This is a genomic window from Pseudonocardia humida (assembly GCF_023898865.1).
Classification (GTDB): Bacteria; Actinomycetota; Actinomycetes; order Mycobacteriales; family Pseudonocardiaceae; genus Pseudonocardia; species Pseudonocardia humida.
The window spans coordinates 20,994-41,681 of record NZ_JAGSOV010000047.1 but is presented as its reverse complement, the minus strand read 5'-3'; the positions used below and the strand labels follow the sequence as shown (position 1 = coordinate 41,681).

The window sequence follows — 20,688 nt, the reverse complement described above, 5'->3', positions numbered from 1 at the left end:
ATGTCCCTGCACACCACCGAGTCCGGCGACCCGGCGGCGCCCACCGTCGTCCTGCTGCACGGGCTGGGCGTCACCAGCTGGATGTGGGACGACGTCGCGGCCCGGCTGGCCGACCGGTTCCACTGCGTCGCGGTCGACCTCCCGCGGCAGGGGGAGAGCCACGCCGTGCCGTGGGAGTCGATGGCCGGCACCGCCGACCTGGTCGCCGACGTCATCGCCCGGGTCGCGCCCGACGGCCGCGCCGACGTCGTCGGGCTGTCGCAGGGCGGGTACGTGGCGCTCGCGCTGCTGGCCCGGCACCCGGGCGCCGTGCGGTCCGCCGTGGTCAGCGGGGTGGCGACGCGCCGGCTGGTGCGCCCCCGGCTGCAGGGGGCCGTCGTGCGCGCCGCCGTGGTGCTGCTGCGCAGCCGGCTGGTTGCGCGCATCGGCGGTGCGCTGATGGGCCTGCACGGGCCGGAGCGCGCCGCCTACGTCGAGGGCGTGGCCCGGCTGTCCCCGACGACGATCGAGCGCATCTACCGGGAGTTGCTCGACCACCGCCTGCCGGACGGGCTCGACGCGGTGGCCGACCGCCTGCTCGCGGTAGCGGGCGACCGGGAGGCCGGGGCCATCCGGCGCAGCCTGACCGACCTGGCCGCGGCCGGGGCCACGGCGGCCCGGGTCCCGCGGGCGGCGCACGCCTGGGTGGCCCAGCACCCCGAGCTGTTCGCCCGGACGGTCGCCGACTGGGTCGGGCACCGGAGGGTCCCCGCGGAGCTGGAGCCCGTGCCGGCGGTGCGCTCCGCCGCCGGTCCGGACGCGGCCCTCAAGAGCCCTCGGGGCTGAGGTCCGGGATGGCCGCCGACCCGCCCGGGGTCTCCCGGGCCGTGCGCGTCACCGTGTACGCCCGCGGCGCGAGCGGCGTGGCGAAGGTGTACACCTCGATGCGCGGGTCGGTGCCGGGCACCACGGCCAGCTGCTGCACCGACTGCGTCCGCGGGACCTGGGCGAACGCGCCTCCACGTGAGCTCTGCCACGCCCCGTCGCCGAATCCGCTGAGCGCCTCGTCGCCCCAGAGCACGGCGTGCTCCGGCGACTCGGTGATGCCGTCGACCATCGCCGGCTGCGTCACGCACGGGTAGTTGAAGGCGATCGGCCAGGCCAGCGCCACCGGGGAACCGGACGGGATGTACTCGTCGAGCACCTTCGCCCGCGACAGCGCCGGAGCGGAGAAGCCCACCCAGCCGTGGACGCCGCCGGTGCCGTCCACCGCGGCCAGCCGGACCAGCTCGGCGCCCGGCGGCGGGGTCAGCACGAACGTCCGCCATGACGGGTCGCGGGCGGTGTCGGTCAGCTCCTGGCCCGGCCCGTCCTCGACCTCGACGGGGGCGACGGTGGCGCCGTCCGCGCGGGCGTAGAACGCGGTCAGCGAGTTCCCGTCCGCCAGCGTGCCCGCGGCCAGCACGGTGACCGCGCTGTCCGGGGTCGGCGTCGGCGGCAGCGCGTACCAGCCGGTGCTCATCTGCCCGGTGTTGCGTTCGAAGGCGAGCCCGTCGCGGCCCAGCATGCTGCCCCACACCTGGGCGGCGCCCGGCCCCTGCGGCGCGTTGCCCACGTAGTAGCCGCTGTCGGACAGGAAGTACTCGGTGTAGGCCGGGTTCTCCGGGGTCACCGGGGTCGGCTGCGGGGGCGCCGGAGCGCGCCCGGGGGCCCGGGGGGCGGGCGGGGCCGCGGTCGTGGTGGGGCTCTGCGGGGTGGTCGGGGCGGGCGGCGGGGACGCCGCGGCCAGCGGGACCGCGGTGGTCGGGTCGTAGACGCGCACCACGCCGGCCGCGCCGCAGCCGGTCCCGGTGGGATCGGCCCAGCTGCGCGCCCACACCGAGTCGACGGGCACGTCCTCCATCGCGGCCTGGGCGAACGTGGCCACGGTGAACCACGTGGTCCCGGCCAGCGACAGCACGACGACCACCGGCACGGCGCGCAGCCACGCCGACCGGAAGCCGTGCCCCGCCCGCCTGCCGATCCCCCACCCGACGACGGCGACCACCGCGACCACCAGCACCCACAGTGCCGGGGAGTCCAGCGCGATGCCCAGCGCCGTGGACGGGTCGTCCGACCACTGCGCGCCGTCCAACCGGGAGTAGGGCCACCGGTTGGGGCCGTGCCAGGCCAGCGCGATCGCCACCGCGAACGACGTCGTCGCGGCGGCGAGCACGCCGAGCGGCGGCCGGGCGTCGCCGAGCACCCGCAGGGTCAGCGGGACCGCGGTGACCAGCAGCAGGGCCAGGAACACCGGGCCGAACCCGGCCAGCGCGCCGAAGTGGTGGCTCCACTTCGACGGGGTGAGCCAGAGCGAGGCGAAGGCCAGCGCGGTCGTCGATGCGGCGAACCACAGCGCGGTCGGCACGGCGACCCCGCGCACCCGGGCCGCGACGGCCAGCACCGCGAACCAGACCAGCGCCACCAGGCAGACCAGGATCGCCGACCGCTTGGCGAAGTTGCCCATCGGGTTGGCGGTCAGCAGGAAGCCGTAGCGCTGGATCTCGCTCGTCCAGCCCTCCTGCGACTGGATCGACAGGAAGATCGCCTGCCCGCGCAGGAAGTCGCGCAGCGCGCCGTCGGCGAACGCGGTGGCCATCGCGATCATCCCGCCGGACGCGACGGCGAAGGCGCGCAGCGCGGTGCCGAGGTGGTCGCCTGCCACCCGCACGACCGGCCACAGCAGCGGGAGCCCGGCGACCAGCGGGGCGAACAGGGTGAACCCGGTGGGGTGCGTGGTGAACCCGACACCGGCCACGAGGAACGCCAGCCAGGCGAGCCCGAGCCGGTTGCGCCGCCCGGCGGCGAGCACGGCCAGCAGGGTCCACGACCCGGTCAGCGCCACCACCGTCTCCGGGCGCACCCCCATGTCCTGGGGCACCCACCAGACCAGGAACGTGATCGCGAGCAGCGCGTGCGCCAGCACCCGCACCCACCGCCGGTCCGGCGCCCACTCGTGCATCGCCGCCACCGTGAAGCGGCGCAGCGCGTAGAAGGTGAGCACGCCGAACACCAGCGCCGGGATCCGCTGCAGCACCACGGCGTCCCCGACCAGCTGCTGCCACCAGCCCAGTGCCTGGTAGAACCAGGTGAACGGGGTGAAGCTCTGGTCGTAGAGCTGGAAGTAGTTGCCGACGTCCCCGGTGAGCGCGGCGTTGCGGGCCATCGCCGCGTAGTAGCCGTCGTCGTCGGTGGCCGGCGCGATGAACATCCACAGCACCAGCACCGCCGGTACCAGCAGGTCGACCAGTCGCGGCCGGCCCGGCCGCCAGATCGCCGGCACCCGGGGGGTCCGCCGGTCGAGCAGGACCAGCAGCAGCGCGGTGAGCAGCAGCGCGGCCAGCAGCCCGAGCACCAGCGCCTGCTTGGCCGGGGTGGCGGTGCCGGTGAACTCGTCGTCCACCCGCAGCGCGACCGCCAGGCCACCGGCGGGCACCTCGGTCAGCGAGGTGGCCAGCACCTCGACGTCGGGCAGCTGCCGGGCGTCGCGGCGCAGCAGCTCGGCGCCGTCGCGGGCGACCACCAGCCGGGCGTTGTCCGGCCCGGCCAGCGCGCTGAGGTCGGGCGCAGCCGGATCGGTCGGGTCGGGCAGCTCGCCCTGGTAGACCGGCAGGCCCCGGCTCTGCCCGGTGATCCGGTACTCGCACGGCCCGGGGGCCAGCGGCTCGTCGAGCAGCAGCTCGTCCAGGGCCGCGACCCGCAGCCTGCCGTCCCGCGCGGTGACGATGAGCCCGGTGGTGCCGGCGACCGGCGAGTCCGGGGCCGCGGTCGAGACGACCACCCCGCCGCGCTCCTGGGCGAGGGAGGCGGCCTCGCAGCTGAACCGGATGTCCATGACCAGCGGCCGGTGCGCGGCCAGCTGCAGCAGCGTCGACTCCGGCCGGGTCGGCTCCTGCGGCCAGGTCACCGTCGGCTGGTTCACCGAGACCGGCGCGAACGGCAGCAGCGCACCGCACACCACGGCGACCAGCCCGGTCAGCGCGGCCAGGAACACGAGGACCCTGTGGCGCCGGACCGGAGTGGGAGCCACCTGCGGCTCGGCGGGTCCGGGCCGCTCCGGTTCCGGTTCCGGCGCGGCGGCGTCGGGCGCGGTCTGGTCCGGCGCGGTCTGGTCCGGTTCGGCGACGTCGGGCTCGGCGACGTCGGGCTCGGCGAGGTCGGGCTCGGCGAGGTCGGGCTTGGCGACGTCGGGCTCGGCGACGTCGGGCTCGGCGAGGTCGGGCTTGGCGACGTCGGGCTTGGCGACGTCCGGCTCGGCGACCTCCGGCACGTCGGCGTCCGGCTCGGTCTGGCCCGGCTCGTCGACGTCCCGCTCGGACCGGTCCGGTCCGGTGGGGTCCGGCGCGGTGGGGTCCGGCTCGCTCCGGTCCCGCTCGGTCCGGTCCGGCTCGGCGACGCCCGGCTTGACCTGGCCCGGAACGGCTCCGCCCGGCGCGGCGTCGGACACGTCAGTCACGGTCGCCGATGGTGTCAGCCGGTACCGCCGGTCGGCGAAGTGGCCCCGCGCTCGATGATCCGTCCGGCGGCGAGGACCACGTGGTCCTCCCACGGCCGCCCGACCAGCTGGACGGCGAGCGGCAGCCCGGCGGCGTCGGCGCCCACCGGCAGCGCGAGAGCCGGGGAGCCGGACAGGCTCGCCGGCAGCGTGCAGACGAACGCCTCCAGGTCGTCGGGCTCGTCGTGGGGCGGCGCCGTCCGCAGCGCCACCGGCATGACCAGCACGTCGACCCCGGCCATCGCGCGCAGGGCGCGGGTCCGGAAGCGGTCCCAGTCCCACAGCTGGCGCTGCACGTCGGCGCCGGTCAGCCCGGGCCGGCCGGTGGCCCGCGCCCAGTAGCCGCGGGTGATCTCCCATGCGTCGGGCAGCCAGTCCAGCGGCCACGGCACCCGCCGCGCGCCGGCCGCCTCCAGCGTGGCTGCGGCCCGCTCCACCGCGGCCAGCACCTCCGGGGCCGGTCGCCACGCCGCTGAGCCACCGGCCACCGCGACCCGCAGCCCGTCGGGTCGAACGGCGGCCGACCCGGCCAGCGGGACCGGCGGCACCCCGGCGTCGACGCCGTCCGGCCCGGAGATCACCGACAGCGCCAGCTCGAGGGTCGCGACGTCCGCGGCCAGCGGCCCGACCTGGGTGCGGCCGTCGCTCAGCGCGCCGATCCGCGGGAAGTGCCCGGTGCCCGGCACCCGCCCGGTGGTCGGTTTGAGCCCGCACGCCCCGGCCCACGCGGCCGGCAGCCGGATGCTGCCGCCGGAGTCGCTGCCCAGCCCGAGCGGCGAGGCGCCGGCCGCGACGGCGGCGGCCTCGCCGCTGCTGGACCCGCCGACGGTGCGCGCCGGGTCGAGCGGGTGACGCACCCGCCCCCACGGCCGGGTCTTGGCGACCACCACCGCCCCGGCCGCGCGCAGCCGGGCGACCGCGGTGGCGTCGACGCCGGGGTGCCGGTCGGTCCGCCCGGTCAGGCCCGCGCACGGGAAGCCCTCGACGTCGATCCAGTCCTTCACGGTGACCGGCAGCCCGTGCAGCGGTCCGACCGGCCCGGCCGCGGCGAAGGCGCGGTCGAGCCGGGCGGCGTCGGTCAGCGCCCGCTCGTCGGCGAAGGAGGCCACGGCCCCGGTGCCGGCGTGCACCCGGTGCAGCGCGTCCAGCCGCTCGGCGACCGCCTCCGCGGCCGGCACGGCCCCGCTCGCCAACCGGCCCAGCAGCTCGGCCACCTGCGGTTCCGCCGTCACCGGTGCAGCCTGGCCGCGCCTCCGTCGCCAGGCCAGCGGTTTGGCGCCCGGCCGGTACCTGCGGCGTGGAGGCCTGGCTCGACCGTTAGGGTGCACCGGTGAGCAACTCGCTGACCGGTGTGGTGCAGCGGTGGACCCACCTGGGCGACACCGACCCGATGTGGGCCGCGCTCACCGACGCCGGCCGCGGCCGCCGGTGGGACGCCGCGGAGTTCCTGCGCACCGGCCGCCGGGAGATCGAGGCGTTGCTGGCCCTGCTCGGCAGGCGCGGGATCGCCCCGAAGACCGGTACCGCGCTGGACTTCGGCTGCGGTCCGGGCCGGCTCACCGCGGGTCTGGCCGCCGCCGGGTTCAGCCGGGCCATCGGCGTCGACGCCTCCCCGACGATGCTGGCCAAGGCGCGCGAGATCGTCGACGACGAGCGCTGCGAGTTCGTCCACGACGACGGCACCGAGCTGGCCACCGTCGCCGACGACAGCGTCGACCTCGTCTACTCCTGCCGAGTGCTCCAGCACATGCCCCCCGAGCTGTCGCACGGCTACATCCGGCACTTCCTGCGGGTGGCCGCCCCCGGCGGGGTGGTGGCCTTCCAGCTGCCGGTCGAGCCGACCGGGGTGATCGGTGGCGCCATGCGGGCGCTGCCCGTCCCGGTGCTGGACCGGCTGCGGGCCGGCATGCAGATGCACGGCACCGCACCGGCCGCGGTCACCCGGCTGGTCGCCGACGCGGGCGGGGTCACCGTCTCGGTCGAGGAGGACGCCTCCGCGGGCCCGCGCTGGCGCAGCCACCTGTACGTCGTCCGCGCCGAGAAGTAGCCCGTCCGGGTACCGACCCGGACGCGGCACGCGGCTCGCGCGGCCGGGCCGGATCGGTCGACACCGCCGCTGCACTGCATAATCGGCGGGTTCCCGGCGCCCCTCGTGCCGCGTCCGATGGAGGTCGGAGTCCTGACTAGCACCCCCGGTTCGCACACGCGATCGCTCGGGCTGGTCGGCCTCGGGATCGTGGCGTCCGGGCTGCTCGTCAACGTCTACCTGGCGATCGTCGCGCGGAACCTGTCGGCCGCCGAGTACGCCTACTTCGGCGCTTTCTGGTCGCTCGCCCAGGTCGCCGGCTTCGGCATGTTCCTGTCCATCGAGCAGGAGACGGCCCGGATGCTGCAGACGCCGGGCCGTCCGCTCGGCGTGCTGAAGGCCACCCTGTTCACCGCGGCGACCATGGCGGTCGGGCAGCTGGCCGTCGTGGCGCTGGCCTGGCCGCTGCTGTCGGCGACCTTCGGCGGGCACTCCGTCGTGGTCGTCGCGTTCGGGGTGCTGTGCCTGGTCTCGGCGGGCCAGTTCGTGGTGCGCGGGGCGCTGATCGGCATGGACCGGATGGGCCGGCACGCGTTCATCATGTTCGTCGACTCGCTGCTGCGGGTGCTGCTGGCCGCGCTGGTCGCCGGGCTGGTCGCCGAACCGGGCAGCGGCGGGTTCGCCTGGACCCTGACCGCGGCCATCGGGCTGTCGCACGCCCCGCAGCTGGTCTCGCTGCTGCGCAGGCGCACCCGGGCCACCACCGAGCCCGACCCGGCCGCGGGCTGGCGGACCCCGCGCCAGGTGTGGTCGGCGGTCGCCCCGTTGCTGCTGGGCTCGGTGTGCGCGCAGCTCCTGCTCAACGGCATCCCGGTGATCGCGCCGGTGCTGGCCCGCGATGCGGCCGAGGCGACGGCGGCCGGGCAGCTGCTGGCCGCGTTCACCCTCAGCCGGATCCCGCTGTTCCTCGTGGTGCCGCTGCAGAGCGCGCTGCTGCCGGTGCTCACCACCGCCCTGCACAGCGGCGACCGGGCCGCGCTGGTGCGGATCGTGCGGCTGCTCGCGCTGGGCCTGCTCGTGCTCGCCGCGGTCGCGGCCGCGGTCGGCTGGCTGTGCGGTCCGTGGCTGGTCGGGCTCATCTTCGGCCCGCAGTACGTGATCGGCGGCATGCACGTGGCCCTGCTCGCCGTCGGTGTGGCGGCCTATATCGTGCTGGTCCTGATCACCCAGGTGCTGGTGGCGTCCGTTCGGCACCGCCTCGTCGCCTGGAGCTGGCTGTCCGGGCTGCTCACCGCCGCGCTCGTGCTCGCACTCGTCCCGGACCTGCTGCTGCGCGCCGAGCTGGCCTTCCTGCTCGGGTCGGTGGTGGGCTGGCTGGTCGGTACCGCGCTGGTCCTGAGCGAACGAGAGCGAGTGTTGCAGAGTGTCGGCTGACTCCGCCCCCGATCACGGCCGGGACGACCTCGTCATCGCGTTGACCTACTACGACCCCTACGTGTCCGGGCTGACCAACATGGCGCGCGGCCTCGCCGAGGGCATGGCCGCGCGCGGTCGCCGCGTCACCGTCGTGACCAACCGCTTCGACTCCTCGCTCCCGCGCCGCGAGGAGATCAACGGGGTGCGCGTGCTGCGCGCGCCGGTGATCGCCCGGCTCGGCCGCGGGGTGATCAGCCCGCAGTTCGTGCGGCTGGCCAGGGCCACGATCGCCCGGGCGAAGGTCGGCGCGCTGCAGCTGCCGATGCTGGAGGCCGGGGCGATCGCCGCGGGGATGCGCACGCCGATCGTGTCGACCTACCACTGCGACGTGACGCTGCCCCCCGGGCTCGTCAACGCCGCCCAGCGGGTGGTCGTCGACGCCTCCAACCGCTACGCCATGCACAACTCCGCGATCGTGGCTGTGACCAGCGAGGACTACGCCCGCAACAGCCGGATGTGGTCGGCCATCGAGCCGGGCATGGCGATCGTCGCGCCGCCCTGCCCGCCCCCGCCGCCCGGCCTGCCGTCCTACCGGGAGACCGACGGGCTGCACGTCGGGTTCCTCGGCCGGATCGTGCGTGAGAAGGGCCTGGAGTACCTGGTCCGCGGGTTCCGGGCGCTGCCCGACCCGGACGCCCGGCTGCTCATCGGCGGCGACTTCACCCACGTGGCCGGGGGCAGCGTCGTCCAGCAGGTCCGCGCGGCCATCGGCGACGACCCGCGCGTGCGGCTGATGGGCTTCGTGCCCGAGGAGCGCATCGGCGACTTCTACGCCTCGCTCGACGTGTTCACCCTGCCCTCGGTCAACGCGTTCGAGGCGTTCGGCATCGTGCAGGCCGTGGCCATGCTGGCCGGGGTCCCGGTGCTGTCCAGCGACATCCCCGGCGTGCGCCAGCCGGTCGCGCAGACCGGCTTCGGCACCGTCGTCCCCCCGGCAGACCCGGCCGCGATCACCCGCGCCCTGCGCGGCCTGCATGCCGACCCGCCCGACCGCGAGGCCGGCCGCAAGGCCGCCCACCAGGCGTTCTCGGTATCCTCCGTGCTGGACGCCTACGAGGTGCTGCTGGACAAGGCGGCCCACCAGCGAAAGGCGCGCCGATGACCACGTCGGGGTTCGAGTTCGAGGCCGCCCGGGGCGGGCCCGACCATTACGACGAGTCCTACTACGAGGGCAACGGCCAGGCGGGTGACCGGCCCGCGCTGCGCTGGTACGTCCGGATGGTCCGCAGCTACATCGGCGCCGGCCCCTACCTGGACTTCGGCTGCGGCACCGGCCACCTGCTGCGCAGGCTGGCGATGCACGGCTCGGCGTCCGGGTTCGAGATCTCGCCGTACTCGGCGGGGCTGTCCCGCCGGACCGCTCCCGGCTCCCCGGTGCACACCGAGCTCGACGACATCCCCAGCGGCGTCTTCCGCGGCCTGACCGCGATCCACGTGCTCGAGCACCTCGACGACGCCACCGCCACCGGCGTGCTGGCCTGCTGGCGGCGCATCCTGGTGCCCGGCGGGCGGGCGCTGGTCGTCATGCCCGACCCGGCGGGGCGGGCCCGCCGGCTGGCCGGCCCGGGCTGGACCGGCTACCAGGACCCGACCCACATCAACCTCAAACCGCACGCCGAGTGGCGGGCGTTCATCGAGGCCCGCGGCTTCCGGGTGCTGCGCGAGGGCAGCGACGGGCTGTGGAACGTGCCCTACGGCAAGCTCCCCAAGCTGCTCGACGCCCTCGTGCACGCGGTGCCCTCGCTCACCCAGTTCCTCGCCGGACGGCTGTTCCTGCGCCCCGGCTCCGGCGAGTCGTCGGTCTTCGTGATCGAGCGCGTCGACCCGGACCCGATCTAGGGGCCCGCCATCAGCACCGCCACCGACCCGGTCCCCGCCGGCTCCGGGCCGCGGGCCGCGGGCGAACGCCCCACCCGGCTGCCGATCCCGCGCTCCCCGTGGGACCGGTTCGTCATCGGCATCACGCTGGCCGGGTTCGCGGTACTGATCGGGAACCGGCGCTGGGTCAGCGACGACGGGCTGATCGTGCTGCGCACGGTGCGCAACCTGCTCGCCGGCGACGGCCCGGTCTACAACGCGGGCGAGCGCGTCGAGGCCAACACCTCCACCCTGTGGACCGGCCTGCTGGCGCTGCCCGGCCTGGTGCCCGGGGTGTCGCTGAACTGGGCGGCCGTCGTGCTCGGCCTGGTGCTGTCGGTGCTTGGCCTGGGCCTGGGCATGGACGGCGCGCGCAGGCTGGCCGGCGGGCGGCGCCGGATCGTGCCGCTGGGCGCGCTGGTCGTGGTGGCGCTGCCGCCGTTCTGGGACTTCGGCACCTCCGGCCTGGAGACCGGCCTGATCGTCGGCTGGCTCGGGCTGACCTGGTGGCTGCTGGTGCGCAGGCTGGAGGCGCTGCGCCGGGCGAGCGACGACGGCGCCGGGAACGGATCCGCGCCCACCGGCCGGGCGTGGCCGGCGGCCGTGGTGCTCGGGCTGGCCCCGCTCGTCCGCCCCGACCTGGCGCTGTTCGGGCTGCTCGCGGCGGTCGTGCTGGTGCTGCTGGAGCGGCGCCGCGGGCTGCCCCGGCTGGTCGGGCTGGCCGCCGCCGCGGCCGCGGTCCCGCTGGCCTACGAGGTCTTCCGGGCCGGCTACTACGGGCTCCTGGTGCCCTCCACCGCGCTGGCCAAGGAGGCCGGCGACCCGCGGTGGGAGCAGGGCCTGCTCTACCTCGACGACCTCACCGCCACCTACCGGCTGTGGGTGCCGCTGGCCGCGCTGCTGGTCGCCGCGGTGCTGCTGGTCGTGCGCCGCCCCGACGGCGACCCGCGGCTGCGGGTGGCCACGGCCGCGGTGGCCGTCGCCCCGGTGCTGGCCGGCCTGCTGCTCGCCGTCTACGTGATCCGCGTCGGCGGCGACTTCATGCACGGCCGCATGCTGCTGCCCGCGTTGTTCTCGCTGGTCCTGCCGGTGCTCGTGGTGCCGCTGATCTGGCGGACCGTGCTGCCGGTCGCGGTGGTCGGGGCGTGGGCGTTCGTCTGCGTGCTCGGCCTGCGCCCGGCCTACGAGGACCTGGGCCCCGGCGGGATCGCCAACGAGCGCCTCTACTACGTGCGGCTGGTCGACGCCCTCTACCCGGTGGCCGCCGAGGACTTCCGCACCCACCCGATGGTCCCCGAGGGGGTGGCGGCGCTGGAGGCCACCGCGCAGCCCTCGCTCGCCCTGGCCGCGCCCCGTCCGGACGGCGAGCTGGAGTGGCGGCTGCTGCCCGCGCCCCCCGGCGCCCCCGACTCCATCGCCTGGCTCAACCTGGGCGTCGCCGGCGAGCTGGCCCCGCTCGACGTGCGCGTCCACGACGGCGTCGGCCTGGTCAACCCGCTCGCCGCGCACGCCACCGGCCTGCCCGACGGCCGCATCGGCCACGATAAGGACCTCCCGCCCGCCTGGTACGTCGCCGACGCCGGCGTCGTCGACGACGGCGGGTTCGCCCCGCCCGACCAGCTCGCCGCCGCCCGCGCCGCGCTGGCCTGCCCGGCCACCGCCGAGGTGCTCGACTCGGTGCGCGCCCCGCTGACCGCCGAGCGGTTCTGGCAGAACCTCACCGGGGCCTGGGAGCGCACCTCCTACCGCTACGACCGCGACCCCACCGTCGCCGCCACCTGCGCCCCGGCGGAGTAGCGGCGTCCGGCGCGAAGCCTTACCCCCGGAGGGCAGCCCGCACCCCGGTCCGGACGCTAGCGTCCCCGGCGTGATCGACTCACTGGCTTGGGTGACCACCCGCGACGCCCGCGGCCGCGACGACGACGAGCCGCTCGCGCTGGGCGCGCTGGCCGGCACCGGGGCGCGCGTGGAGGTCGTGGACTGGGACGACCCGGACGTCGACTGGGCGGCCTTCGACCGCGTGGTCCTGCGCTCCACGTGGGACTACCCGCAGCGCCTCGACGGGTTCCTGGACTGGCTGCGCCGCGTCGACGCCGTCACCGACGTGCGCAACCCCGTCGCCGTCGTGCGCTGGAACCTCGACAAGCACTACCTGGCCGAGCTGGCCGCCGCCGGCGTACCCACCATCCCGACGACGTTCGTCGAGGCCGGCGGGCCGGTGCGGCTCGACGGGGGCGACGTCGTGGTCAAGCCGGCCGTCGGGGCCGGCAGCCGCGACGTCGGCGCCTACCGGGCGGACCAGGCCGACCTGGCCCGCGAGCACGTCGAGCGGCTGTCCGGGCGCGGCGAGTCCGTCCTGGTGCAGCCCAGGGTGGCCTCGGTCGAGGCGGAGGGGGAGTGGGGGCTGCTGTTCTTCGGCGGGCGCTACAGCCACGCCGCCAACAAGCGCATCACCCTGGCCCCGGCCGGCGCGGTCGACGAGCTCTTCGTCGCCGAGGAGCTGTCCGCCCACGAGGCCGACCCGGACCAGGTCGCCGTCGCGCGGGCCGCGGTCGACGTGGTGGCCGCCCGCTTCGGCACCCCGGCCTACGCCCGCGTCGACCTCGTCCGCGACGACGACGGCGGGCACCGCGTGCTGGAGGTGGAGCTGGTGGAGCCCTCGCTCTTCCTGCCGCAGGCCGACGCGGGGGCACCGGGGCGGCTGGCCGCGGCCCTGGTCTCCTGATCCACTCCGTGAGAGGTTCGACGGATGACCGGAAACGTCCTGCCGCTCGGCCCCGACGAGCTGCTCACCACCACCCGTTCGGTGCGCAAGCGCCTCGACTTCGACCGGCCGGTCCCCCTGGAGCTGGTCAAGGAGGCGATCGAGGTCTCCCTGCAGGCGCCGACGGGCAGCAACACCCAGGGCTGGCACTGGATCGTCGTCACCGATGCCGGGCTGCGCGCCCAGATCGGTGAGTACTACCGGCGCTCGTTCGACGCGTACCGCAACTCCCCGGCCTCGGCGGCCCGCATCGCGACGCTGAGCCAGGAGCGGCAGGTCGTGCAGGCCAGGGTCGGCGACTCGGCGTCCTACCTCGCCGACCGCATGGGCGAGGTGCCCGTGCACGTCCTGGCGTGCATCACCGCGGGCGAGGACCTGCCGGCCGGCAACCAGGCCGGGCTGTGGGGGTCGCTGCTGCCCGCGGCCTGGAGCTTCCAGCTGGCGGCCAGGGCGCGCGGGCTGGGCAGCGCGTGGACCACCCTGCACCTGGCCTACGAGAAGGAGATCTCCGAGCTGCTCGGCATCCCGCCGAAGGTGCGCCAGGGCGTGCTGCTGCCCACCGCCTACTACACCGGTGAGACGTTCAAGCCCGCCCCGCGCGAGCCCCTGGAGAAGGTCCTGCACGTCGACCGCTGGTAGGGCCCGAGGTAGCGGTCCGTCGCCGACGGGCGACGGACCGACGGGCCCCGCCGCTTCCGATCGGGTGACCCCGATCGACCGGCAGTGATGCGGTGCGGCATACCGGTACGTTCGGTCCAGCAGGCGCACCGCCGAACAGTCCTTGCTCGTTGCGCCGTTCGTGAGAGCAGCAGGTCAGGACACCGGAACCACGACGGCGGGGAACGCGCGCGGCGAGCTGCGCGGACTGACCGGGCTGCGCATCGTCGCGGCCGCGTGGGTGGTGCTGTTCCACTTCCACTTCACCCCGCTGCCCGGCGTCGCCGAGGTCGTCGCGGTGCTCGGCCCGCTGGTCACCGCGGGCGCGCTCGGCGTCGACCTGTTCTTCGTGCTGAGCGGCTTCGTGATCGCCTACACCTACCTGGACAAGCTCGGGCCGTGGCTGCGCGCCGGGGCGACCCTGCGGTTCGTCTGGGCCAGGGCCAGCCGCATGTGGCCGCTGTACGCGCTGGTGTTCCACGTGTTCGGCATCTGGCTGGTGGCCCGGCTGGCCTTCGGCGGGGACAGCGAGATCGCCTTCCAGAGCGTCCAGCCGCAGGTCGACGTCGGGGAGTGGGTCGAGCAGCTGCTCATGGCCCAGATGTGGACCAGCCAGTACCTCGACGGCGCCTCCTGGGTCGGCTCGACCTGGTCGATCAGCGCCGAGTGGCTGGCCTACCTGCTGTTCCCGGTGGCCGCGCTGGGCTTCTTCCGGATGCGCAACCTGCCCGTCGCGGTGCTGGCCGCGGCCACCCTGCTGATGATGGCCCCGCTGGGCGGCGCCTACCTGCTGCTGGGCACCCCGTACTACCCGTGGAGCTGGCTGACCCGCATCCTCTGCGGCTTCGGCGCCGGGGTGCTCACCTACCTGACCGTGCGCAGGCTGCGCTCCACCGAGCCCACCCGCCGCGCGGCGTCCGCGCTGGCCGTCGCGGTGCCGGTGGTGCTCGCCGGCGGGCTGCTGCTGGGCGACCGGATCGCCCCCGGCCGCGGCGGCGTGGTGATCGTGCTGTTCCCGCTGCTGGTCGCGGCGGTGGCGGTGGCCGACCGCGGCCCGGCGATGGTGCTGTCGACGCGCTGGGCCGTGCACGGTGGGCACCTGTCCTACGCGCTGTACCTGGTGCACATCCCGATGCTGGAGCTGTACTGGCTGGCCCTGCGCCGCTTCGGCTGGCTCGCCCCCGACACCGCCCTGGCCCACGTCGTGGGGGTGGCGGTGGTGCTGGCCACGGTCCCGGTGGCGGCGCTGGCCTTCCGGCTGGTCGAGGAACCCGCCCGGCGGCGGATGCGGGCGATGCTGCCCGCCGCGCCCCCCGCGGGCGGCGGCCGCCTGGGCACGCAGCCGACCCTGGCCCCCATCGACGTCCCGGCCACCGAGCGGCCCTCCGTCGACCAGGTGGGGCGGCACGCCTCCGGCCGCGAGGTCGCCGAGCGCGACCTGCTGGTGTCGATGGCCCCGCGCCACGCCGCCGGCCCCGGCCGGCGCCCGACCCTGGTCAGCGCCCTGATCGCGGCCCGCAACCAGCGCCCGGCCCCGGGCCGGATCGCCCTGGACGGCTACCGCAGCAGCCGCCTGTAGACCGGCGCCTGACCCCGACGCGACCTCGGGGGCACGCGCGGCCCGGGTTCAGGAAGGCCACCTTCAGGTCCGCACAGGGCAGGAAGGTGGCCTTCCTGAACTTCGGGGCCGCCGGACGGGCGAGCGCGGTGGCACCGAGCGGCTCAGATGGGGAGGCGGCGGAAGACCGGGCGGGGGATGTGGCGCAGGACGCTCATCACCAGCCGCAGCGGCGCCGGTGCCCAGACCAGCTCCTTGCGGTTGCGCACCGCGTCCACCACGATCTGGGCCACGGCCTCGGGGGTCGTGGACAGCGGGGCGGGCTTGTGGCCCTCGGTCATCTTCGTGTGCACGAACCCGGGCCGCACGATCGTGACGACCACGCCGTGCGGGCGCAGGGCCTCGGTCAGGCCCGTGTAGAACGCGTCCAGCCCGGCCTTGGTGGAGCCGTAGACGAAGTTCGACCGGCGGGCGCGCTCGCCTGCCACCGACGACAGCGCCACGATCGAGCCGTAGCCCTGCTCCTTCATCCGCTCGCCGAGCTCCACCCCGACCGACACGGCCGCGGTGTAGTTGACCTGGGCCAGCTGCACGGCGGTCGCCGAGTCGGTCCAGGCCTTCTCGTTGTCGCCGAGCAACCCGAACGCCACCACCGCGACGTCGACGTCGCCGCCTGCCCACGCCTTGCGCAGGACGTCGCCGTGGGTGTCGGGGGCGGTGGCGTCGAACTCGATCGTCTCGACCGCGCAGCCGCGCTCCTCCAGCCGGGACTTGGCGGCGTCGAGGCGCTCGGACGGGCGGCCGGCGAGCACGACGCGCACCGGGCGGTCGGTGGCGAAGGCCTCGACCACCGCCAGCCCGATCTCGGAGGTGCCGCCGAGCAGCAGCACGCTCTGCGGGTTGCCGAGGGCGTCGATCATGGTGGAGTGCTCCGCTCGTGGGGTGGGACTCAGGCCAGCTCGAGGCGGCGGGACATGTCGGAGGCGAAGACCCGGTTCGGGTCGACCGCGTCGCGGACCTTGCGCCACTCGTCGAACCGGGGGTAGCCGCGGCGGAAGGTCTCCGCGTCGGCCCGGGACTCCTTGGCCAGGTAGAGCCGGCCGCCCGCGCCCAGCACCAGCTCGTCGAGCTCGTTGCAGAAGCGGTCGAGCCCGCGGACCACCGGGAAGTCGACGGTGATCGTCCAGCCGGGCACCGGGAACGACAGCGGCGCCGCGTTGCCCTCGCCGAACCGCTTGAGCACGTTGAGCCCGGAGGCGTGCGGCGAGTGCGCGATCTTCTCCACGACCCGGCGGAACGTCGGCTCCTCGCCGAAGGGCACCACGAACTGGTACTGCAGGAACCCGCGCGAGCCGTAGACCCGGTTCCAGTCGCCGAAGAGGTCGAGGACCTGGTAGAAGGTCGAGATGTTCTGCACCGAGCCGCGCTGGTGCTTGGGGGCCTTGCGGTACCAGAGCTCGCTGAACGCGCGCAGCGTGTAGCGGTTGGCCAGGCCGTTGGGGAAGACGTCCGGGACGGTCAGCAGCTGCGGGGCGTCGAACTTCAGCGGCTCGCCGCGCAGCTTGGCCGGCAGCTGGTCGACGGTGGCCAGCGAGCCGCGGGTGAGCACCGCGCGGCCCAGGGCCGCCCCGGTGGTCGTGGTGTCGAACCAGGCCGCGGAGTAGCCGTAGGTGTCGTCGGAGCCGTCGGTGAGCAGCGCCATCAGCTCGTCGAGGTCGGCGGTGCGGTCGGTGTCGACCACGAAGTACGCCGACTCGGTGCGGTGCAGCTGCACCGTGGCCCGCACGACGACGCCGGTCAGCCCCATTCCGCCGACGGTGGCCCAGAACAGCTCGGACTCCGGGCCGTCCGGGGTGAGCTCGCGGACCGCGCCGTCGGCGGTGACCAGCCGCATCGACCGGACGTGGTTGCCGAAGCTGCCCTTGGTGTGGTGGTTCTTGCCGTGCACGTCGGCGCCGATGGCGCCGCCGATGGTGACCTGGCGGGTGCCGGGCAGCACCGGCACCCACAGCCCGTGCGGCAGCGCGGCGCGCATGAGGGTGTCGAGGCTGACCCCGGCGTCGACGTCGGCGATCCCGGTGTCGGGGTCGATCGAGTGCACGGCGGCCAGGTCGGTCATGTCGAGCACGAGGCCGCCGGCGTTCTGCGCGGGGTCGCCGTAGGAGCGGCCCAGACCGCGGGCGATCAGCCCGCGCGGCCCGGCCGCGGCGACGGCCGCGGCCACGTCCTCGACGGTGCGCGGCCGGCGCACGGTGGCCACGGTGGGCGCGGTGCGACCCCAGCCGCGCAGGCTCGTCGTCTCAGGCATCGGGCCAAGGCTACTCGCGCGCGGTAATTCCCCTGGACCCTCCACCCGGTGCCGGCCGCAGGGTCGGGACCATGCCGCCGAAGAGACCCATCCACCAGGTGACGCTGCAGCTCACGGCCGGTGCGGCCGCGGTGACCGAGCTGGGGAAGATGCTCGGCCAGACCGGGGTGAACCTGGTCGGGATCAAGCGCCACTACGACGAGCTGACCGCCGCCCGGCGCGGCGACGTCGTGCCCGCCCGCATCACCGTGTTCGACGACCGCTCGTTCGCCCTGGAGCTGCGCACCCCACCGACCTCGTTCCTGATCCGGCGGGCGCTCGGCGGCCCCGGATCGGCCCGCCCGGCCCACGCCCCCGCGGGCACGCTGACCGCCGCCCAGCTGCGCGAGGTCGCCGAGCGCAAGCTGCCCGACCTGAACACCGACGACATCGAGAAGGCCATGCGCATCGTCGCCGGCACCGCCCGCTCCATGGGCGTGCTCGTCGAGGCGTGAGCACCGAGCGGGACGCCACGGCTGTTCGACCACGCCCGGACAGCCGGGGCGTCCCGCCGGGTGCGCAAATCCACCACGCACCGCAGGGGCGGGGGTGGCGCCCCGCACTATTGTCGGGGAGGTGACAGTGCAGCCCCCGGACCCGGCGCAACCGCCCGGCATCCGGATCTCCGACGCCGACCGCGAGCGCGCCGCCGAGCGGCTGCACCAGGCCCTGGCCGAAGGGCGGATCACCGTCCAGGAGCTGGAGGAGCGGCTCTCGGCGGTCTACGCGGCCAAGTACGAGGCCGACCTGGTCCCGCCGCTGATCGACCTGCCGGGCGGGCAGATCGCCGTGCGGCCCGCCGCCGCGGTGCCCGCGGCGAACACCGAGCCGGTCGTGCTGCGCTCGGGCATGTCCACCATCAAGCGCACGGGGGCCTGGTCGGTTCCGCCGAAGTTGCGGGTGCAGAACGGCATGGGCTCGGTCGTGCTCGACTTCGTCGAGGCCGACAACCCGCACCCGGTCGTGGAGATCGAGCTGGAGCTGGGCGCCGGCTCGGCGAAGCTGATCGTCCCGGACGAGGCCACCGCCAACGTCGACGGCGTCATGGCCGCGATGGGGTCGGTGCGCAGCAAGCTGCCCTCCGCGCCGCGGCCCGGCGTCCCGCACTTCATCGTCACCGGCCGGGCCAGCATGGGTTCGGTGACGGTGCGCAAGCGGTTCCGGTGGGGCGGCTGAGCCGCCCCACCGCCGTGCTCCGCGGCTCCGCCGCGCCCTACAGCTTCGCCAGCTCGTCGGTCAGGTCGTCCAGGCCCAGGCTGCCCAGCGACAGCGCCGCCGCGTGCCACGCCTTGAGGTCGAAGTCGGCGCCCCGGGCGGCGCGCGCCGCGTCGCGGCCGGCCAGCCAGGCCCGCTCCCCGAGCTTGTAGCTGATCGCCTGCCCCGGCCAGCCGAGGTAGCGCACGATCTCGCTGTCCAGGAACGCCGGGGGCCGGCCGCAGTGGGCGCCGACGAACTCGCGGGCGACCTGCGGGGTCCAGGTCTCACCGGCGTGCAGCGGCGAGTCCGCCGGCACCCGCAGCTCGAGGTGCATGCCGATGTCGATGACGACCCGGACCGCGCGCATCTGCTGGGCGTCCAGGTAGCCGATGCGGGCGCCGGGCACGGTGAGGTAGCCCAGCTCGTCCATCAGCCGCTCGGCGTAGAGCGCCCAGCCCTCGACGTTGCCCGACGTGGACCCGATGGAGGTCTGGAACGTCGAGAGCTGGTCGGCCAGGTGGGTCCACTGGCCCAGCTGCAGGTGGTGGCCCGGGACGCCCTCGTGGTACCAGGTGCTGACCAGCCCCCACAGCGGGAACCGGGTCTCGCCCAGCGTGGGCAGCCAGGTCCGGCCCGGGCGGGAGAAGCCCAGCGAGGGGCGGGTGTAGTACGGGGCGGCCGCGCTGCCCGCCGGGGCGATCATCGCCTCCACGTGGCGGACCGGCACCGGGATGTCGAAGTGGGTGCCCTCCAGGTCGGCGATGGCGGTGTCCATCATCTCCTGCAGCCAGGCCCGCACCTCCTCGACGCCCTCCACCGCCGGGCCGTTCTCGTCGAGGTGGCGCATCGCGGTGAGGGGGTCGGCCCCGGGCAGCACGGCCTCGGCCTCCCGGCGGATCTCCGCGTCGATCCGGCGGTGCTCGTCCCACGCCCAGGCGTAGGCCTCCGCGAGGTCCAGGTCGGCGCCGGTGCTCGCGCGGGCGCCGAGCCGGTAGCGCTCCGCGCCGACGGCGTCGGGCGTGCCCTGCGCCGCAGGCAGGTACGTCGTGGCCAGGTACTCGCGCAGCTCCGCCGCGGCCGCCTGCGCGGTGGTGGCGGCGTCGGTCAGCTCCGAGCGCAGCGCGGTCGGGATGTCGTCCGGCGCGCCGTCCGCGAAGGTGGGGAACCAGGCGCTCGCCGCCCACTCGTCCAACTGCTCGACGACGGTCTCGACCTGGCGCGGCGCGGCGTGCAGGCCGCGCCGCGAACCCTCGGTCAGCGACGCGATGTAGCCGGCGTAGGCCTCCGGGACCCGGGCCATCCGGCGAGCGACCACCGCCCAGTCGTCGGCGGTGGCCGTCGGCATCAGCGTGAACAGATGGCGGACCTGCTGGTGCGGGCTGAAGATGTTGCGCACCGCCCGCAGGTGCTCGCCGGACTCGCCGACCGCCAGCTGCGCCTCCAGCCGCTCGCGCAGCAGCCGGGCGCAGCGCCGGTCGTCGTCGTCGGCCACGGTCGCCGAGCCCAGCCGGTCGAGCACGTCGCGGGCCAGCGCGTCCTCGGCGGCCTGGCCGTCGGGGGAGAGGTCGGGGACGCGGTCGTCGCCGGGATGGGTGCCCAGCGTCGTGGCGACCATGGGGTCCAGGTCGGCGAGGCGGCGGACGTAGTCGTCGGCGAGGGTGCGCACGCCGATCTGCTCCGTGGGGGTGGTCACGGCCCGATCGTGCCCGACCGCGCCCACCGCCGCCGCCCCCTCCCCGTCCCCTCCCCGCCCCTCCCGCCCCGCTCCGCCGCCCTTCCAACTCCGGCCGGGGGGTGGGGGCGGCGCCGCGGTCGGGGCCGTCGATACCCTCGTGGGCGTGACCGCGACCGAGCCGGAGGCGCCCGCCCGGATGGGCCTGGTGGCGCAGCTGACGCGGTTCGTCGCGATCGGCGCGCTCTCGGCCCTGGTCGACTTCGGCGCCTACCACCTGCTGCTGTCCGCGGGCACCTGGGTGCACGGCGCCAAGGCGATCAGCTTCATCCTCGGCACGACCACGGCTTACCTGCTCAACCGCCGGTTCACGTTCTCGGCCAGCGAGGGCGGCCGGGCCCGGTTCGCCGGCTTCGTGCTGCTCTACGGCACCACGTTCGCGATCAACATCGGGATGAACGCGCTGATGCTCGCCGTGCTGCCGGCGATGGACTTCAAGATCAGCCTGGCCTGGGTGATCGCCCAGGGCACGGCGACCGCCATCAACTTCGTGATGCTGCGCACGGTGGTCTTCCGCGCCTGACCGGCCTGGTCAGGACTATCGCGACGACACCGCGGCGG

General features: G+C 75.4%; 18 protein-coding genes. 12 read left to right on the top strand and 6 right to left on the bottom strand.

All coding sequences use genetic code 11. The annotated features are described in order from the left end of the window. Entirely contained in the window at positions 1–825 is an 825-nt protein-coding gene (locus tag KDL28_RS23050; protein WP_252441558.1) for an alpha/beta fold hydrolase, read from the top strand. Here KDL28_RS23050 and KDL28_RS23045 read toward each other — a convergent pair. Next, positions 806–4,474, bottom strand: coding sequence for an arabinosyltransferase domain-containing protein (locus KDL28_RS23045; RefSeq protein ID WP_252441557.1), 3,669 nt, complete (start codon positions 4,472–4,474; stop codon positions 806–808). The two genes, KDL28_RS23050 and KDL28_RS23045, sit on opposite strands and share 20 nt — an antisense overlap. A 14-nt stretch (positions 4,475–4,488) precedes the next feature. Continuing rightward, positions 4,489–5,745, bottom strand: coding sequence for an amidase (locus KDL28_RS23040; RefSeq protein ID WP_252441556.1), 1,257 nt, complete (start codon positions 5,743–5,745; stop codon positions 4,489–4,491). Between the two features lie 98 nt (positions 5,746–5,843). Here KDL28_RS23040 and KDL28_RS23035 point away from each other — a divergent pair, with 98 nt between their 5' ends. The 4 genes from KDL28_RS23035 to KDL28_RS23020 all read left to right on the top strand — a co-directional run bounded on the left by KDL28_RS23035 (position 5,844) and on the right by KDL28_RS23020 (position 9,854). Next, positions 5,844–6,560, top strand: coding sequence for a class I SAM-dependent methyltransferase (locus KDL28_RS23035; RefSeq protein WP_252441555.1), 717 nt, complete (start codon positions 5,844–5,846; stop codon positions 6,558–6,560). 189 nt (positions 6,561–6,749) lie between these two features. Beyond that, the gene (locus KDL28_RS23030; protein ID WP_252441554.1) at positions 6,750–7,973 is read left to right on the top strand and encodes a lipopolysaccharide biosynthesis protein; all 1,224 of its coding nucleotides are present in this window, start codon (positions 6,750–6,752) and stop codon (positions 7,971–7,973) included. Continuing rightward, positions 7,963–9,117, top strand: a complete 1,155-nt coding sequence (locus KDL28_RS23025; RefSeq protein WP_252441553.1) for a glycosyltransferase family 4 protein — start codon at positions 7,963–7,965, stop codon at positions 9,115–9,117. The genes KDL28_RS23030 and KDL28_RS23025 overlap by 11 nt, the downstream gene beginning before the upstream one ends. After that, on the top strand, positions 9,114–9,854 hold the full coding sequence (locus tag KDL28_RS23020; RefSeq protein WP_252441552.1) for a class I SAM-dependent methyltransferase: 741 nt from the start codon (positions 9,114–9,116) through the stop codon (positions 9,852–9,854). The genes KDL28_RS23025 and KDL28_RS23020 overlap by 4 nt, the downstream gene beginning before the upstream one ends. On the opposite strand, the gene KDL28_RS23015 is transcribed toward KDL28_RS23020, so the two are convergent. Beyond that, positions 9,851–10,051, bottom strand: a complete 201-nt coding sequence (locus KDL28_RS23015) for a hypothetical protein (protein ID WP_252441551.1) — start codon at positions 10,049–10,051, stop codon at positions 9,851–9,853. The two genes, KDL28_RS23020 and KDL28_RS23015, sit on opposite strands and share 4 nt — an antisense overlap. Here KDL28_RS23015 and KDL28_RS23010 point away from each other — a divergent pair. The 4 genes from KDL28_RS23010 (at position 10,041) to KDL28_RS22995 (ending at position 14,872) form a co-directional block, all read left to right on the top strand. Beyond that, a complete protein-coding gene (locus tag KDL28_RS23010) occupies positions 10,041–11,669 on the top strand; it encodes an arabinofuranosyltransferase AftB family protein (RefSeq protein ID WP_252441550.1) in 1,629 nt (542 codons plus the stop codon). The genes KDL28_RS23015 and KDL28_RS23010 overlap by 11 nt on opposite strands. 70 nt (positions 11,670–11,739) lie before the next feature. Then, positions 11,740–12,597, top strand: a complete 858-nt coding sequence (locus tag KDL28_RS23005) for an ATP-grasp domain-containing protein (RefSeq protein ID WP_252441549.1) — start codon at positions 11,740–11,742, stop codon at positions 12,595–12,597. Between the two features lie 24 nt (positions 12,598–12,621). Further along, positions 12,622–13,275 carry a nitroreductase family protein gene (locus tag KDL28_RS23000; protein ID WP_252441548.1) on the top strand — a complete coding sequence of 218 codons (654 nt, stop codon included), beginning with the start codon at positions 12,622–12,624 and terminating at the stop codon, positions 13,273–13,275. A gap of 160 nt (positions 13,276–13,435) precedes the next feature. Then, complete coding sequence (locus tag KDL28_RS22995) at positions 13,436–14,872, top strand: acyltransferase family protein (RefSeq protein ID WP_252441547.1); 1,437 nt, start codon at positions 13,436–13,438, stop codon at positions 14,870–14,872. Between the two features lie 143 nt (positions 14,873–15,015). Here KDL28_RS22995 and dprE2 read toward each other — a convergent pair whose 3' ends face one another. Both dprE2 and dprE1 read right to left on the bottom strand, forming a co-directional pair. Continuing rightward, the gene (gene dprE2 / locus KDL28_RS22990) at positions 15,016–15,771 is read right to left on the bottom strand and encodes a decaprenylphospho-beta-D-erythro-pentofuranosid-2-ulose 2-reductase (protein WP_252441546.1); all 756 of its coding nucleotides are present in this window, start codon (positions 15,769–15,771) and stop codon (positions 15,016–15,018) included. A gap of 29 nt (positions 15,772–15,800) precedes the next feature. Further along, on the bottom strand, positions 15,801–17,159 hold the full coding sequence (gene dprE1, locus KDL28_RS22985; RefSeq protein WP_252441545.1) for a decaprenylphosphoryl-beta-D-ribose oxidase: 1,359 nt from the start codon (positions 17,157–17,159) through the stop codon (positions 15,801–15,803). A 71-nt stretch (positions 17,160–17,230) separates the two neighbouring features. On the opposite strand from dprE1, the gene KDL28_RS22980 reads away from it, so the two are divergent. Both KDL28_RS22980 and KDL28_RS22975 read left to right on the top strand, forming a co-directional pair. Next, positions 17,231–17,653, top strand: a complete 423-nt coding sequence (locus KDL28_RS22980) for an uL11 family ribosomal protein (protein ID WP_252441544.1) — start codon at positions 17,231–17,233, stop codon at positions 17,651–17,653. Positions 17,654–17,774: 121 nt separating this feature from the next. Then, entirely contained in the window at positions 17,775–18,374 is a 600-nt protein-coding gene (locus KDL28_RS22975; RefSeq protein ID WP_252441543.1) for a DUF1707 SHOCT-like domain-containing protein, read from the top strand. Positions 18,375–18,411: 37 nt separating this feature from the next. Here KDL28_RS22975 and KDL28_RS22970 read toward each other — a convergent pair whose 3' ends face one another. Then, positions 18,412–20,088 (bottom strand): DUF885 domain-containing protein, encoded by a 1,677-nt coding sequence (locus KDL28_RS22970; protein WP_252441542.1) that lies wholly within the window; start codon positions 20,086–20,088, stop codon positions 18,412–18,414. A 178-nt stretch (positions 20,089–20,266) separates the two neighbouring features. Here KDL28_RS22970 and KDL28_RS22965 point away from each other — a divergent pair, with 178 nt between their 5' ends. Next, on the top strand, positions 20,267–20,650 hold the full coding sequence (locus KDL28_RS22965) for a GtrA family protein (RefSeq protein WP_252441565.1): 384 nt from the start codon (positions 20,267–20,269) through the stop codon (positions 20,648–20,650). The last annotated feature ends 38 nt before the right edge of the window (positions 20,651–20,688 follow it).